This is a genomic window from bacterium (assembly GCA_031082185.1).
Taxonomy (GTDB): Bacteria; Sysuimicrobiota; Sysuimicrobiia; order Sysuimicrobiales; family Humicultoraceae; genus VGFA01.
Window position 1 is genome coordinate 19,592 of the sequence record JAVHLI010000003.1, and the last position, 16,398, is coordinate 35,989.

At 66.7% G+C, this 16,398-nt stretch carries 14 protein-coding genes; all 14 read right to left on the reverse strand.

Translation table 11 applies throughout. The annotated features are described in order from the left end of the window. Positions 1 to 42: 42 nt before the first annotated feature. Positions 43 to 969 (reverse strand): ABC transporter permease, encoded by a 927-nt coding sequence (locus RDU83_03950; GenBank protein MDQ7840165.1) that lies wholly within the window; start codon positions 967 to 969, stop codon positions 43 to 45. 20 nt (positions 970 to 989) lie between these two features. After that, the gene (locus tag RDU83_03955) at positions 990 to 1,955 is read right to left on the reverse strand and encodes an ABC transporter permease (protein ID MDQ7840166.1); all 966 of its coding nucleotides are present in this window, start codon (positions 1,953 to 1,955) and stop codon (positions 990 to 992) included. Positions 1,956 to 2,026: 71 nt separating this feature from the next. Next, complete coding sequence (locus RDU83_03960) at positions 2,027 to 3,685, reverse strand: peptide ABC transporter substrate-binding protein (protein MDQ7840167.1); 1,659 nt, start codon at positions 3,683 to 3,685, stop codon at positions 2,027 to 2,029. A 117-nt stretch (positions 3,686 to 3,802) separates the two neighbouring features. Beyond that, positions 3,803 to 4,162, reverse strand: a complete 360-nt coding sequence (locus RDU83_03965; GenBank protein MDQ7840168.1) for a helix-turn-helix domain-containing protein — start codon at positions 4,160 to 4,162, stop codon at positions 3,803 to 3,805. A gap of 82 nt (positions 4,163 to 4,244) precedes the next feature. Next, positions 4,245 to 4,703, reverse strand: coding sequence for a hypothetical protein (locus RDU83_03970; GenBank protein MDQ7840169.1), 459 nt, complete (start codon positions 4,701 to 4,703; stop codon positions 4,245 to 4,247). 14 nt (positions 4,704 to 4,717) lie between these two features. Then, the gene (locus tag RDU83_03975) at positions 4,718 to 5,839 is read right to left on the reverse strand and encodes an ABC transporter permease (protein MDQ7840170.1); all 1,122 of its coding nucleotides are present in this window, start codon (positions 5,837 to 5,839) and stop codon (positions 4,718 to 4,720) included. 11 nt (positions 5,840 to 5,850) lie between these two features. Next, positions 5,851 to 6,816, reverse strand: coding sequence for an ABC transporter permease (locus RDU83_03980; GenBank protein MDQ7840171.1), 966 nt, complete (start codon positions 6,814 to 6,816; stop codon positions 5,851 to 5,853). A gap of 43 nt (positions 6,817 to 6,859) precedes the next feature. Further along, positions 6,860 to 8,605 (reverse strand): ABC transporter substrate-binding protein, encoded by a 1,746-nt coding sequence (locus tag RDU83_03985; protein MDQ7840172.1) that lies wholly within the window; start codon positions 8,603 to 8,605, stop codon positions 6,860 to 6,862. A gap of 138 nt (positions 8,606 to 8,743) precedes the next feature. Beyond that, positions 8,744 to 12,058: a UvrD-helicase domain-containing protein gene (locus RDU83_03990; GenBank protein ID MDQ7840173.1), complete on the reverse strand. Its 3,315-nt coding sequence runs from the start codon at positions 12,056 to 12,058 to the stop codon at positions 8,744 to 8,746. 59 nt (positions 12,059 to 12,117) lie between these two features. Next, positions 12,118 to 12,573, reverse strand: a complete 456-nt coding sequence (locus tag RDU83_03995) for a PIN domain-containing protein (protein MDQ7840174.1) — start codon at positions 12,571 to 12,573, stop codon at positions 12,118 to 12,120. Further along, positions 12,570 to 12,803 (reverse strand): hypothetical protein, encoded by a 234-nt coding sequence (locus tag RDU83_04000; GenBank protein MDQ7840175.1) that lies wholly within the window; start codon positions 12,801 to 12,803, stop codon positions 12,570 to 12,572. Before RDU83_04000 ends, RDU83_03995 begins: the two co-directional genes overlap by 4 nt. 131 nt (positions 12,804 to 12,934) lie before the next feature. After that, on the reverse strand, positions 12,935 to 13,489 hold the full coding sequence (locus RDU83_04005) for a Uma2 family endonuclease (GenBank protein ID MDQ7840176.1): 555 nt from the start codon (positions 13,487 to 13,489) through the stop codon (positions 12,935 to 12,937). A 106-nt stretch (positions 13,490 to 13,595) separates the two neighbouring features. After that, positions 13,596 to 15,149 (reverse strand): glutamine-hydrolyzing GMP synthase, encoded by a 1,554-nt coding sequence (guaA, locus tag RDU83_04010; protein ID MDQ7840177.1) that lies wholly within the window; start codon positions 15,147 to 15,149, stop codon positions 13,596 to 13,598. Between the two features lie 26 nt (positions 15,150 to 15,175). Continuing rightward, complete coding sequence (locus RDU83_04015) at positions 15,176 to 16,390, reverse strand: GuaB3 family IMP dehydrogenase-related protein (GenBank protein ID MDQ7840178.1); 1,215 nt, start codon at positions 16,388 to 16,390, stop codon at positions 15,176 to 15,178. Positions 16,391 to 16,398: the final 8 nt, after the last annotated feature.

A 16,398-nucleotide genomic window follows, 5' to 3' on the forward strand; every position in this document is an offset into this window, starting at 1 on the left:
GATTACCCCTCAGACTACCACGACCATTCCTGCCTCTACCGCCTATGTCTTGAGCCGTGGGTCGAGCGCGTCGCGCAGCCCGTCCCCCAGGAAATTGAACGACAGAACCGTTATGAAGATGAACAATCCTGGAAAGATCGCCAGCCACGACGCCTTCAACAGGTACTCCTGCGCGCGCTGCAGCATGTTGCCCCACGACGGTATCGGCGGCTGGATCCCCAGGCCCAGGTACGACAGACCCGACTCCGACAGGATCGCGGTCCCCACCGTCAGCGTCGCCGCCACGATCACCGGCGCGAGCGCGTTTGGGATGAGATGCCGCAGGATCAGACGAGCCTCCGAGGCGCCCATCGCGCGCCCTGCCTCCACGAAGTCCTGGCTCTTGAGCGACAGGATCTGCCCGCGCACCAGCCGTGCCACGGTGGTCCAGCCGAAGAGGGTGAAGATCAGCACGATCCTGCCCACGCCGCCGCCCGGGATGAGCGCGGCGAGGATGAGGTAGAGCGGCAGGAGCGGAATCGCGATCAGCATGTCCACCAACCGCATGAGCACGCTGTCCACCCACCCACCGTAGAAGCCGGCGACCGCGCCCACGAGGGAGCCCACAATCGAGATGGAACCCGCGGTCACGTACCCCACGACGAGCGAGATGCGCCCGGCGTACATGATGCGCGTCAGCACGTCGCGACCCAGTTCGTCGGTCCCGAAGACGTTCCCCGTCAATCCGGGTTGCCCCCAGCGCTCATCGAGGTTGATGCGGTCGAAGGTGTGGGGTGCGATCCACGGCGCCAGCACTGCCATGAGCGTCAAAAGGAGGCAGGCGGTGCCGCCTATCATCGCCAGCCGGTGCTTCAGGAAACGGCGCCTAGCGATCTGCCAGTACGACTGCCCTACGGAGTAACCGGCGGCCGCCGTACGACGCCGCTCAAGTTCCAGCGCGAGCTGTCGTGGTGTTGAGCTACCCTGCATGCGCCTTCCCCCAACCCGGCCTAGTCATACCGTATGCGCGGGTCCGCCAGGCCGTACGCGAGATCCGCGAGGAGATTGAAAACGACCGTCATCAGGGCCAGGAACAGCAGGACGGCCATCGCCACGTTGTAGTCGTGTCCCAGCACCGCCTGGAAAAGCAGCAATCCCATTCCCGGCCACGAGAAGACGGTTTCGGTCAGCACGGCCCCGTTCAGGATGCCGGGGACAGAGAGCGCAATCAGCGTGATGATCGGGATCAGGGCGTTCCGCATGGCGTGCCGCCTGATTACCACCCGTTCGGGGTTCCCCTTGGCGCGCGCGGTGCGCACGTAGTCGTGCCTGACCACCTCGAGCATGCTGCTCCGCATGTAGCGCGTCCACGAGGCCATGCCGCTGGTGGCCAGCACCGACACCGGCAGCACAAGGTGCCACAAACGGTCCAGGAACATCGGCCAGCCGGGTGCGACACCGGGGGTCATCATGCCGCCGGCCGGAAACCACGGCAGCCACACGGCAAACAGGAGTATGAAGACGATCCCCTGCCAGAACACGGGCATGGCCAGGCCGGCGAACGCGGCCACCGTCACCACGTAGTCCGCGGCCGAGTACTGGTGTAGAGCCGAGTACACGCCCGCGGTGACGCCAACCGTGAAGGCGACCGCCACGGAGGTGGCCAGGAGCGTAAGGGTGTTGCGCAGCCGATCAACGACGAGCTTGGTCACCGGCGTCCCGTAGGTCCGCGAGTAACCCAGATCCCCCTTGAGCACCGACCGGATCCACTTGAAGTAGCGCACGTACATCGGATCGTCCAGCCCGTAGTACTTCCGGAGCATGGAGACGTCTTCGGGCCGGATGTCGGGGTTGCTGGCCGCCATGAGTTCCACGGGGTCGCCGGGCGTGAGCACGAGCAATGTGAACATCAGGATCGACAAGCCAATAAGAATGATGACCCCGTGGACCAGCCGGCGCGCAAGGAATCGCTGCATTGCTACCCTCCGAACCGAGGGGGGTGGGCGATCCCCACCCCCCCCTCGATACCAACCTACGCGTGCCTAGGTTACTGCTGCCACTGCCAGATCTGTGAGTTCCAGTTGATGTAGGTACCCGAGAGCCCGGTGGGCTTCACGTTCGTCAGCTTCTTGTTGGACGTGGTCAGGTGCAGCCGGAAGTAGAGCGGGATCGAGGGCAGCTCATCGGCCCAGATCTCCTGCTGCTTCCTGAGCAACGCCACGCGCTTGGCCGCGTCGATCTCGGTCATGTACTGGTCTATCAACTTGTCGGTCTCCGCGTGCCGGAAGCCAGGGTAGTTCTGACCCTCCCAGTTGTTGGCAGGTGTCGGAACCTGGGTGGAGTGCCAGAAGGTATTGCCGAGCGTGGTCGGCGACATCAGCCAGGCGTACATGACCAGGTGCGGGAACTGCCGCCGTTGGGTGGTGGAGCCGAACAGCACGCTGGCCGGCCGGTTGTCAATCCGGAGGTCAATGCCCACCGCCCTGAGCTGCTCCTTGATGATCTGCTGAACCTGCTCTCGGACGGCATTGCCGGCCGTTGTCATGATCGTTATGTCAAACCGCGCGCCCTTGGAGTCGCGCAGGATGCCGTCGGGGCCCATGGTGAAGCCGGCCTCAGCAAGAAGCGCGCGCGCCCGGGCCGGATCGTGGGCGTACTTCTTGACGTTCGGGTTGAAGCCCTCGTGCCGCTCCGGCAGCCAGGTGTGGGCGACCGGTTGCTTCCCATAGAAGAGCTTGGTGCTCAACTCCTCGCGGTTGATCGCGTGGGCAAGCGCCTGCCGTACCCGCTTGTCCTTCAGCCACTCGTTCTCCACGTTTACGTCAATGTGCTCCCAGATCATGGCCGGCGTGTAGTGAGCGGTTACGGCGGGGTTGCGGCGCTCGATCTCGATCATCTGGTCAATCGAGAAGTTGTTGATCTCGGTGGCGTCCACCTGGTTGGCGATCACGTTGGCCTGCAGGACCGTGGCGTCCAGGATGAAGCGCCACACCTGCTTCTTGATCTTAGCCACGCCCTCGGGGAACTTGTCGTAGGCCTCAAGGGTGATGTGGCTGCCCGGCACCCACTCCACCAGCTTGTAGGGGCCGCTGCCGATTGGATTGCGCACCTGCTTGTGGGATTTCAGGCCCGCCGGATCCCGAAGGTAGTCGCGCTCCATCACGTGCCTGGGGTAGACGGTGTGCCCGGTGTTGGCGAACGGGTAGGTCTCGTTCCACTGGACGACCAGCGTGTACGGGTCGCTGGGGTTGGGAACGAGCATGTTCTCGATCTTGCGGAGGACGAACCGGGTAATCGCCGGGCTGCGCGGGTTGCGCAGCATCAGGTAGGTCCAGGATGCGTCCAGCGCCGTGTGGGGCTTCCCGTCGTGCCAGGTGAAGCCCTTCTTGAACTTGTAGGTCACCTTCATCTTGCCGCCGGGCAGTAGCTGCCAGTCCCCGTCCTTCAACGTCGGGACCTTCTCGACTGTTTGGGAATGCAGCTGCCACTTGTCGTCGTACTTCACCATGTCGGCGAAGACGGAGTTGACGACGGCCATGCCCGCGGCCATGGAGCAGAACGTCATGGCAAGGCAGTCCGGCTCCTGGGCCATGCCAAAAACAACGGTGTCGCGGCTCTGCTGGGCCACAACCGACGGAATCTGGGTCCCCAGCGCCAGAGCGGCAACAACAACCAGCGCCAGAAGGGATCGTTTGGAATTCGTCATGCTGCTACCTCCTTTTACTTTTGCCGTAATGGGATCTGACCAACCTTCTACCATTCCGCCTGCCATTCCGCGTACTATTCCGCCCAGAACCTCACCTCCCCTGCACGGCCCGCCGCCTCAATGCAGGACCCGCAGGATCCAGTCCACAGGGTTACCCGGCATCGTCGCGGGGTCCGAGGGCTGAAGCTTCCCGCGGAGATGGGAACTGACGCAGATCTCTTCCGGCCGCTGGGGGCGAACGGACTTGACAGGCACCCGCGCGCTCCTCCCCGCGCCCAGCAACTGGGCTTCCAGGAAGTGGTCCACATCCTCCCGGAAGATACGGTAGACCTTGCCTATCCGCGCTGCGGGGAGCCTACCCTCGCGCACATACCGATAGACGGTCAGCCGGTTTAGCTGAAGATAGGCCGCCACCTGGGCCACCGTCATCACGGGACCCGGCTCTGTCGCCGCGCGGGTTTTGAGCCGCCTTGTCATCTGCGCATCTCTGCCCATTATATACCAGATTTGTCAATTGTATACTACGCTGCAAAGGAAAGACCGGTTCCGTGGCTGTGGCTCAGCGGGGGGCTAGGGGGCCGGCGTAGTCCACGGCAAACTGGCCGTACTCCTGGTCCGCTCGCGCTGTTATGGTAGCCAGGAGCGTCCGGCCGGTGAAGAGCCGGATCACTACCTGCCGCACCGAGGGGTCACCATCCTGGGCAAGGGACAGCACGAGTTGCGCTCCCAGGCGTCCCTCGGTGGCCAGGTGCTCCCGGTTGTCCGCGGCCGGCCGGCCGGCATCGTAGTAGCGGGAGGTAACCTCCACGGTGGCCGCCTGGGCGGCTGCGTCGTAGGCCGTCCGCCGAACGCTGTCGGAGCCCGAGATGCTCCGAACCGCGCCGGCCACCCGCACGGCCGGGTCGCCGGCATCCAGGCGCTGCCTAGCCTGCCAGCCCCGGTCCAAACCGACCAGGAGGGCCGCGACGGCCAGGACCCCGGCCGCCCAGAGCAGGGGCCCGACCAGCGATCCGCGCACACGGGGCAACAAGGCTATGAAGCGGTCCGGTGGCGGGGATCCAGGGCGTCCCGCAGCCCGTCCCCGAACAGGTTGAACGCCACGACCGCCGCGATGATGAACAGCCCGGGAAAGAGCAACCAGGGCGACAGGATGAGCGTCGGAAGGTTGGAGGCCGTCGTCAGCAGGTTGCCCCACGAGGCGCACGGTTCCCGAACTCCGAAGCCGAAGAACGACAGCGCCGACTCCCCCAGGATCGCGCCCGGGATGCCGAGCGTCACGACCACGATCACAAGCGAGGAGGTCTGGGGCAGGATGTGGCGCACGATTATCCGAAAGTCGTCAAGCCCTGCCGCCTTGGCCGCCAGCACGTACTCGCGCTCCTTGAGCGATAGAACCACGCCTCGGATGAGCCGCGAGAATCCGGCCCAGCCTATGAAGGACAGGATCAAGGTGATCAGGTAGAACCGCGTGGTGCACCCCACGGCCGACGGCAGCACGGCACTGAGGGTCAGCAGCAGGTAGAACTCGGGGAAGGCAATGATGATCTCCGACAGGCGCATCATGACGTTGTCCGCCCTGCCGCCGTAGTAGCCCGCCAGGCCCCCATAGACCATGCCTATGGGAATGGTGACGGCGGCCGCCATGATGCCTATCGTAAGCGAGATGCGCGAGCCGTAAAGGATACGGCTGAACTGGTCCCGGCCCGACTGGTCGGTACCCATCAAGAAGATGCGGCCGGGCTCGTCCACCCCGAATAGGTGCAGCGTCGAGGGGACTACGCCGAACAGCCGGTAGGGCTCTCCGCGCACGAAGATCCGGACATAGTGCCTGCGCGCGGGATCCACCTCGAACCTGCGCAGCCCGGGATCGGCCAGCGTCGTTCCGTGGACGAATGGCCTCGGGCTGAACCCCTGCGCGTCGCGGAACTTGGGAATGATCGGCGGGTGGAAGAAGCGTTCCCGGTCCGAGAAGTCCAGCGTGTACGGCGCCAGGAACTCGGCGAAGATGGCCAGGGTGTAGAGCACGATCAACACCCCGCCGCCGAACAGGGCCATCCGGTGCCTGCGGAGCTGCCGCCAGGCGAGACGCACCTGCGTGCGCACCTGTCCAGCCGCCACCGGCTCCGGCCTCCTCGGCCGTGCCTGCCGAACCATCCCCGTACCTCCTAGTCGTACCGGATGCGGGGGTCGCTCACCACAAGCAACACGTCCGCTATGAGGTTTCCCGCGACCAGGGTCACCGAACCGATCACCAGCGACGCCATCACCACGTAGAGGTCCTTCTGGATCGTTGCCTCCACGATCAGCTTGCCGATTCCGGGCCACCCCATCACGTTCTCGAGGATCGCCGAGCCGCCCAGGAGTCCGCCGAGGCTGAACCCGAAGATCGTGATCAGGGGATTGATGGCGTTGCGCACCGCGTGCCTGTTGATCACCGCGCGCTCGGCCAGGCCCTTGCTCCGGGCGGTCCGGACATAGTCCTGGCGCAGCACCTCCAGCAGATTCGCCCGCATCTGGCGCATCAGACCGGCCACGCCCAGCACGCCCAGGACTAGCACCGAAAGCACCATGTGGTGGGCCACGTCGAGGATCTTTCCCCACCAGGGCAGGAAGTCGTGGTCAATGCTGGTCATGCCGCCGATTGGGAACCAGCCCGTCCGAAACGCCAGGTAGAGCAGGAACAGCCCCGAGAAGAATGTCGGGGTCGAGATGCCCAGGTACGCTGAGAACGAGAGCACGTTGTCGGATAGAGAGTACTGCCGCCGGGCGGCGTGGATCCCCAGCGGTATGGCGATAGCCCAGGCAACCGCGAACGACACCGCGTTCAGCAGCACCGAGTTCATCAGCCGTGATCCAATTAGCCAGATCACCGGCACCTGGAACGCGAACGAGTAGCCAAAATCCAGCCGGAGCGCGTTCCAGAGCCACCTGAGGTACTGGATGTGCAGCGGCTGGTCCAACCCAAAGCTGATGCGCATCCGGTCCACCGTCTGCTGGCTGACCACCGGGTTCATGCGGGCCTCAGCCAGGAAGTCCCCAGGTGAAATCTGGATGATGAGGAAGGAGATCAGCGTGATCCCAAAGAGCATCGGGATCAGGTGGAGCAGGCGGCGCGCTACGTGCCTGAGCATCGGAATCGGGCAGGAGGGGCATGCCCCTCCTGCCCTGCGGAACCTACCTGTACGGGGTCCGGTAGTACAGTTCCTCGATGTTGGCCGTGGTCCCGCCGAACCCGAGCCGGATGTTGCCCATCGTGTTGCGCACCGCCGGCTGCGTGAGCGTGGTGGTGAAGTAGATCATCGGGACCTGCTCGGCAACGATCTCCTGCCAGCGGTTGTAGAGCTGCTTGCGCTTGTTCTGGTCCACCATCTGAGCGGCCTGGTCGAAGATGCGATCAATCTCGGTCTCCCAGTCCGTCGCCGGGGACTCCTGGCGCGGGTGCCACATGTGAAGCGAGCCGGTCGAGCGCCAGACGTTCTGGCCGGTGTGGGGCTCCAGCCCACCGGTCAGCCCGATGATGATCGCCTCCCAGTTGAAGGTACCGGTCAGCTTGCCCACCAGGGTGTTGAACGCCTCGGGAGCGAACGTCACGCGCATCCCCAGTCTGGTCAGGTCCTGGCGCACCAGGTTGCCGATCGCTTCGCGGTCGGTGTTCCCGGCGTTGGTGGCCATGGTGAACTCGACGACATTGCCGGCCGCGTCGCGGAGCAACCCGTCGGCGCCCTTTGAAAACCCGGCCTCACGGAGCAGCACCTCGGCGCGGGCCGGGTCGTAGGAGTAGCGGCGCGTGTTCGGGTTGAAGAAGAACTTGTTGGCCGGGCTGACAGGGCTGAACTGGGCGGTCGCCCGCCCCGCGTAAACCTGGCGGACGATGGCGTCACGATCAACCGCGTGGCTGACCGCCTGCCGGAACTTCACGTTCTGGAACCAGGCCAGCTTGGGACCGGAGATCCCGCGGGGGTTCAGGTTGAAGACCAGGAACTCGGTGGAGAACGTAGGCGGTCCGTCGAAGATCGTAAAGTTACCGGCGGTCTCCTTCTGCTTGAACTCCGCGAACTCTCGGGGCCGGGCGGCGTAGTGGTCGGTCTCCTTGGCCTCGAACTTGAGCCGGGCGGCGTCGAGGTTCGGTACTACCACCACCACGATTCGCGCCAGGTACGGCAGCCGCTGGCCCTTCTTGTCCACCCTGTAGTACTTGGTGTTGCGCAGGAACACGATCCGCTGCCCCGGGACGTACTGCTGCATCACGAACGGCCCCTGGCCGATGATCTCGCGCGGCGGGGTGGCCACGCTCCAGGTGCGGTTGAACTCGGAGGCGCCCTGCTTGAGCGCGCCTTCCAGCTTGTGCTTGGGCAGCACGCTGAAACCTATCGTTCGTAGAAATGGGCCGAACGGCTGCTCGGTTTTGAACTCGACCGTGAGGTCGTCCACCTTCTTGTACTGGATCGGCTTGCCGGCGATCGTCAGCACGTCCGGCAGGCTGGACTGCACGCCCTTGGTGAAGGCCGCATCCAGCGTGAAGATCACGTCGTCGGCCGTCACCGGCACGCCGTCGTGCCACGCGACGCCTTTGCGCAGCTTGAACCGCCAGGTGCGGCCGTCCTTGCTCACGGTCCAGGACTCGGCCAGCGCGCCCTCGATCTCGGTCGAGATCCGGTTCGTCTCCACCAGCCCGTCGAAGGAGTAGCTCAGGGGCACCGTGGATGAGGTTTCCTGAGCCACCACCGCGTTGAACGTCCGCGGGTCGGAGATCGAGGTGGTCACGTAGGTGCCGCCGAACCGCCCGACCTCGCCCTCGGCGACCAACGGGTTCGCGACATCCGGCAGCGTCAATTTGGGGGACTGGGCGATGACCGGCGTGGCAACGACAAGCGCGCCTGCGATCGCCACCACAATCAATCTGGGAATCATCCCTCTCATATCATGCCTCCTTCTCCCGGACCCCGGGAGAGGGTTGGGTTGGCCTTCCAAACGCCTGGCCTTTCCGACCACAAGTATACAGCATGGGCAGCGGTAACCTGAGTAGTACGCCGGGCCGGGGGCAACTCCTGTGGCGGCTCACTCGGCCCGCTCCAGAGGAGCGTAGCTCAGCGCCAGGCGCTTAACCGCGCCGGAGAACCGGACGGTCACTATTGCCCCTTCACCCTCCCCTTCCGCGTCCAGCACCTCGCCGTCGCCGAACTTGGAGTGCCGGACGCGCATCCCCACCTCAAAGTGCGGCAGCGGACGGCGCGCGCCCAGGCGGCCCCTGCCGCTCCCTGGAACCGCGGCCCGCCCAAGGCCGTGCTGCACCGGCCCTTCGACGACCTGACGGACCGCCCCTGCGGTCAGCTCGGGCGGGACCTCTTCCAGGAAGCGCGACGGCAGCGCCAGGTTGGGCGCGCCGAAGGTCGCGCGCATGCGTGCATGGGTCAGGTACAGCCGGTGTTTGGCCCGCGTGAACCCCACGTAGCAGAGGCGCCGCTCTTCGTCCAGCCCGCCCTCCTCTTCCAGCGCGCGGACGTGCGGGCAAAGGCCCTCCTCCAGCCCGGTGACGAACACGGCCGGGAACTCTAGGCCCTTGGCGCTGTGCAGCGTCATCAGGGTCACACGGTCGAGGTCGTCCCGGTGGGTGTCCACGTCGGCCACCAGTGCCAGGTGCTGGAGGAACGCCCCCAGGCCGGGCTCGCCCGCGAACTCCTCGATCTCCCGCGCGACGGTTACGAGCTCACGCAGGTTCTCCAGCCGGCTGAAAGCCTCCTCGGTGCCCTCGGCCTGCAGCATCGCCTGGTAGCCCGTCTCCACGATGGCGCGGGCGATCACATCGCCGGCGGGCAGGTTGGCAGCGGCCTCGCTCAGTCCGGCAATCAGGCCGGCGAACCCCTCCAGCGTGCGGGCCGCGGCGCGTGGCAGGCCTTCGGTAAGCTCGGACCGCCGCATCGCTTCAAGCACCGTGCACCCGGCTGAGCGGGCGCCGGCCGTGAGGCGGGCCAGGGAGACCTCCCCGATGCCCCGCCGCGGCGTGGCGAGCGCGCGCCGCAGGCTGATCTCGTCCCGAGGCGCCACGGCCAGTCGCAGGTAGGCCAGGATGTCCTTGATCTCCTTGCGCTCGTAGAAGCGGACGCCGCCCACAACCTGGTAGGGGATCCCGGCCTTGAGGCACTCCTCCTCCAGCAGCCGCGACTGGGCATTGGTCCGGTAGAGCACCGCGATCTCGCGCAGCCGCACGCCGTCTGCGACCAGAGTGCGGACCTGGTCGGACACGAACCGCGCCTCGTCGCTACCGTCCAGCGCATCAAAGACCTGTACCGGCAGGCCCTCCTGGTTACCGGTCCACAGCTCCTTGGCATGCCGGTGGGGGTTGTGCCGGATCACCGCGTGCGCCGCGGCCAGGATCGTCTTAGTCGAGCGGTAGTTCTGGGTCAGCGCCACGACCTTCGCATCTGGGTAGTCGCGCTCGAACTCCAGGATGTTGCGGACGTCCGCGCCGCGCCAGCGGTAGATCGAGTTGTGCACCAGCACGCCGTTGGCCACGTATGTCCGGAGGTCGGGCACATCCAGATCGAAGACAGGCCCTTCGTAGTGCCCAATGGTCCGGGTCGTCACCTCGTCCTCCACCACGCGCCCGTCATGCACAACCGCCAGTCGCATGCCCGGATGGAGATGCCCGAGCGGCATAACGAGGTGGACAGGTTGTGATCGCGATGCCGGCTGCCCGGTCGCCGCCGCTGCGCCCGCAACACGGGCGCGCAGCACAGGTTCTCCCTCCACCATCGTCGCGAGGTGCTGCGCCATGCGCCACCCGGCGTCGTAGTCACGGCGGGCGGTCTCAACCCGCCATACCGCGGCGCGGGACTCCCGCGTGCTGTAGGCTCGGTCCACTTTTGCGCGAAGCTCCGCGCCCGATGTCACAAGTTGAACGCGGTGATCGTGCCAGGGACGCTGCTGGTAGGTGCGGCCGTCGCCGAACATCGTGAAGTGCACGAGCCGCCTGGTTGTCTGGCCCCGAATCACGGCCCCAGAGCGATGGTGGGGATACTCAGGGAACATCCCCAGCTCCGACAGCAACCGGTGCGCGCGATCCTCGGTCTCGATCTCCCGAAAGATACGATCCACGTGGGGCTGCCCTATCTGCATCCGCCGACCGCGGACGTGGAAGACGGTCGTGGGGATCCCGTACCTGAAAGCATAGAGCTGCTCGAGGCAGGCTGCCTCCGCTTCATCGGGGGACGCGGCCAGCACCCAGAGGCGATCAGCGACCTCACCGTTCAGCCTCAGCGCGAGACCACTGTCCACCCCGCCGGGTGCCCTGCTGCGCACGCCGCGGGTCCGTCCGATCCTGTATCCCACGCCACGCCGGTGCATGAGATAGACGTAGTGCAGATCTGGGTGAGGAACAAGTCTGGCAAAGGCGAGATGGTTGGGCGTCGCGGTCAGCCTCAACCCGCCCGCCGTCTCCACGGTCACGACGGGCCCGCGATATTCACGCCGCAGCGGTGCGGAGGCACGTGCCGCGGCCAAGCGGCCGGATCCGCAGGCCGCCTGAAGCATTGAGCCTTCCTCGATGGACTCGATGGACGTCGCACCTGGCGGGGAGGCCTGCCCGGCGCCCGCCATCGCGATCAGCGTGCCCGCAGGCAGGCACTGGTCGTCGTCGCCCACCACGGTCACGTTCCGGTGCCTGCCTGCCAGCGCACGCACCAACAGGTACTGCGCGTGGTTGGTGTCCTGGTACTCGTCCACCAGCACGTGCTCGAAACGGTCCTGGTACTTCCGGAGCACCTCCGGATGCTCTTCGAACAGCCGCAGCACCTCGCACATCAGGTCGTCGAAGTCCAGCGCGCCCTGGGCGCGCAGCTCGGCCTGGTACGATTGCCAGACCCTGGCCGTCGCCTCCTCCATGAACGTCGAGGCGCGCGCGGCGTACCGGGCCACATCCAGCACCTCATCCTTGGCCCGGCCTATCATGGCGTGGATCGCGGCCGGCGGATACCGCCGCTCGTCGAGCCCCAGCACGGCCAGGCAGTCGCGGATCACCCTGCGCTGATCGTCCTCGTCATAGATCGCGAACTGCGCCGGCACGCCGATCGCCTCGCCGTCGGCTCTGAGGATGCGGCTGCAGGTGGCGTGGAAGGTGCCGACCCAGATCGGGCGCGCCGCTGGTCCGCCCAGCAGCGCGTCAATCCGCTCGCGCATCTCGCGCGCGGCCTTGTTGGTGAAGGTGACCGCCAGGATGCGTCCGGGAGCCACGCCGCGCTCGCGGATCAGGTAGGCGATCCGGTGCGCCAGGACCCGGGTCTTGCCCGAACCGGCCCCGGCCAGCACGAGCAGCGGCCCGCCTGGATGGGTGACCGCATCGCGCTGCGGAGGGTTCAGGGAGGAAAGCAGGTCCATGGTCCGCCGTCCACTATATCGGCCGGCGATGTTGGAGGCAAACGTGTCGTTCGGCCGTACTACGGCATCAACCGGTATCGTGCGGCAAGAGCTTCGGGAGTCTCAACGCTGATCCCCTGATACCCGGAGAAGCCCTTGGCATCGTACGTGCAGATGGTCCCGATGTTGAGGGTTCGCATCTGCGCCACGAGGAATGCATCGAACACCCCCTGCCCTGTCGGCCCCCGACTCGTCACGATTTCGGCGAACTCGGCAAAGACGCCGGGTTCCGGATACACCACCTGGAGTGCCCCCGCCAGTACATCGAGCCCTTCCCATGCCTCAACAGGAGCCACAGGGCGTTCTACCCGTCTGTGGTCGGTGATGATCGCAAAGGCTTCGAGCAGCACCTGGGGTACAAGCACGCCCGGCACCCTTCGTGACTTTGCGCCCTCCAAGACGGCGCGACAGATCGGAAATGCACGAGCATTGCCGTCGACCCCGGCCACGATGATGTTCGTGTCGAGAAGGATCACCTGGGAGCCTGGCGCTTCAGACGATCCTCATAAAGGTCTCCGCGCTTCCACGGTTTCACCTCGCCCAGGTGGAATGTGGGGAGTTCGCGAGGGTGGGTCTTGAAATAGCGTTCCAGGGCTTCGATGACGATGTCGTTCTTCTGTCGCCCGGTCTCCTGGCTCATGCGGTCCAGCTCGGCGAGAATGTTGGCCCGGGATCGCGGCACGTACACGTTCAGCTGCATCTCCATCACCAGTTCCACCTTCCCACAACCAGTAGTGATTGTCAATAGCTATTTCCTGGGGCTACGACGGCCACTCGATGACGGGCCCGGAGGGCTCGCGGCCGGGGGCGTACGGACGGTCCCCAGGAGCCCGTGTCTCAGTCAATCTCTGCGAACACGGTTTGAAGGGGAAGCGCGAGGTCGGGGAGCGGCGGTGCGCCCTGCATCACCTCGTCCCGCGCGAATCGCATCACATCGGCGTGCGCGTGAACTGTCACCGTCCGCGCGTCTGGATCGACGACCCACACCCCATGGGCGCCCGCCCGCAGGTAATCAGCTACCTTCGCCGCGACCTCGGAGGGGCGATCGTCAGGCGAGAGCACCTCGACCGCGAGATCGGGTGGACCAGGGAAGAACTTCGCGGGGAGCGGTGAGGGCACGCGTCGTTTCAGCACGACCGCGAGGTCCGGCGCCCGAACGGTCGGGGGCTCCTTGATTAGGATGAAACCGGCGTCGGACACGACGATGCCCAGACCACGGGCCGCCACATGCTCGCGGAGCCGCTGGCCCAGGCTCAGAACCAGCACCCCGTGGCGAACCCCCGGCGGGACCAGTTCGATCACCTGCCCTCCGATGAGCTCCGCCTTGGGCAACCGGTGGGCCATGTGCCAGAACTCATCAACGGAGACCGGGGTCCGAGTTTCAGGCGCCATGACGCAAGTATAACACCCTCCAGGTCCACCCCACATATTCATTCGGCAGCGGAGTCCGTTCTTTCAGGGGGTCAGGTCGAACCGTGCGAGTAGAACGTCGGGGGCCCTACTCCCACTCTATCGTAGCCGGAGGCTTGCTCGTGATGTCGTAGACCACCCGCGTGACGCCGGGTACCTCGCGGGTGATGCGGCTGGCCACCGACTCGAGCACCTCTTCAGGCAGGCGCGCCCAGTCGGCGGTCATGCCGTCCTCGCTGGTCACCGCGCGCACGACGATCACCTGGCCGTAGGTGCGGGCGTCGCCCATGACGCCCACGGTGTGCACCGGCAGCAGCACCCCAAACGCCTGCCAGATCTCGAGGGCCAGGCCGGCCTCCCGCAGCTCTTCCAGGATGATCGCGTCGGCCGCCCGCAGCCGATCGAGGCGCTCGGCCGTGACCTCGCCCATTATCCGGATTGCCAGCCCCGGCCCGGGGAAGGGATGGCGCACGATCATGCGATCTGGCAGCCCTAGCTGCCTGGCAACCTCGCGCACCTCGTCCTTGAAGAGGTCGCGGAACGGCTCCACCAGCCGCAGCCGCATGCGCTCGGGCAGGCCGCCGACATTGTGGTGGGTCTTGATGCGGGCCGCGGTCCGGGTGCCGCTCTCAATGACGTCAGGGTAGAGCGTGCCCTGCACCAGGTACTCGATCGCGCCCAGGCGCTGCGCCTCTTCCTCGAAGACGCGGACGAACTCCTCACCGATCGTGCGCCGTTTCTGCTCCGGATCGGTCACCCCGGCCAGGCGGGCCAGGAATCGCGCCCGGGCGTCCACGTGGATCAGCGGCACCTGGAAAGCGTCGCGGAAGGTCTTGACCACCTGCTCCGGCTCGCCCTTCCGCAGCAGGCCGTGATCAACGAAGATGCAGGTAAGCTGGTCTCCGATGGCGCGGTGCACGAGAGCCGCCGCGGTGGCCGAATCCACCCCGCCCGAGAGCGCGCAGAGCGTCCTACCCCCGCCCACCTGTTCCTGAATCACGGCGACGCTGCGATCTATGAACGACGCCATGGTCCACGACGGCTCGCAGCCGCAGACACCGTAGAGGAAGTTGCGCAGAACCTCGATCCCCCACGGCGTGTGGGAAACCTCGGGATGGAACTGCAGACCGTAGAGACGTCGGGAACGATCGGCCATCGCGGCCACCGGGCTGCTATCGGTGTGGGCGAGCGCCGCAAACCCCGGCGGCAACTCGGTCACCGAGTCGCCGTGGCTCATCCAGCAGATGAGGCGGAGCTCCAGGCCGGCGAAGAGGTCGGCGCCGTCGTCCACGAACAGGCGCGTGCGGCCGTATTCCCGCTGCTCGGCCGCGGCGGTGCGGCCGCCCAGTAGGTGGGTCATGATTTGCATTCCGTAGCAGATCCCCAGCACCGGCACGCCCGCGTCGAACAGCGCCGGATCCGCCAGGGGCGCCCCTGGCTCGCAAACGCTCGCCGGGCTGCCCGAGAGAACGATCCCCTGCGGCCGATGGGCCAGTATCTGCTCCAGCGGGGTATCGTAGGGCAGGATGATGCTGTAGACCCGGCTTTCCCGGATGCGCCGGGCGATCAGTTGGGCGTACTGCGCGCCGAAGTCGAGGACGATCACCGGGCGGGGCGGCGTGCCCGGCTGCGTGGGGAGCAGGAGCTGCGGCTGGGGCTGCGCGGGCGTCAGCGTCCCTGCCCCACTTTCTGGCTGAACTGTGCGGCCTTGCCCTCGGTGCCCAACGCAGGGGCGAGGACGATCTCCGCGGCGTGCATCTGGCGGATCGTAGCGGCCCCGCACAGCCCCATCGCGGTGCGCAGCGCCTCGATCAGGTTGTGCGATCCGTCGTCCACCCGAGCAGGACCCAGCAGGATCTGCCGGAGCGTGCCCGTTGTGCCGACGCGGATCCGGGTGCCGCGGGGGAGCGCGGCGTGCGGTGCGGCCATCCCCCAGTGGAAGCCGCGGCCCGGGGCCTCTTCGGCCCTCGCGAGCGCCGAGCCCAGCATCACCGCGTCGGCCCCGCACGCGATCGCCTTTGCCACGTCCCCGCCGACCGCAATGCCGCCGTCGGCCACCACCGGCACATGGGTCCCGGTCCGGCGCAGGTGATCGTCGCGCGCGGCGGCCACATCGCAGATCGCCGTTGCCTGCGGCACGCCGATGCCGAGCACCCGGCGGCTGGTGCACGCCGCGCCCGGCCCGACCCCCACGAACAGCGCTGCGGCGCCTGCCTGCAGCAGGCCTGCGGCGGCCTCGTACCCGACGCAGTTGCCCACCATCACCGGGATCCGCGTCCCGGCGGTGAGCGCCCGCAGCGAGACCGCCCTGCCGCGCGAAGACCGGTGCTCCTCGGTAACCACCGTGGACTGCACCAGCAACAGGTCGGCGCCGGCCTCCTGGGCCAGCGGCACCAGGTGCCCGGCGGCGGCCGGCGTCATCGAGACCGCGCACGCGGCGCCCGCATTCTTGATGGCGCGGATGCATGCGGCCACCAGCGCATCGTCAATGGGCGCGCGGTAGAGCCGCTGGAGCAGACCGACCACCTCATCGGGCACCGCCGCCGCGATCGCATCCAGCGGTTCGGCGGGATCGGCGTACCGCGTCTGCAGGCCTTCCAGGTTGAGCACGGCCAGACCGCCCAGATCCGCGATGAAGCCGGCGGTGCGCGCGTCCACCACGCTGTCCATAGCGGAGGCCACCACCGGGAGCCGGAAGGCGTGGCCGCCTACCTGCCAGGAGCAGTCCACATCCTCGGGGTCCAGGGTCGAGGCCGCCGGCACCAGGGCGATGTCGTCGAGACTGAAGGTCCGCCGCACCCTCCGGCCCTGCCCCAGCCACTCACCGGGTGCGTCCGGCCCGCTGACCCGGGCGGCATCGCGCGTCGGGGTCTGGACGATCATGGGCTCTC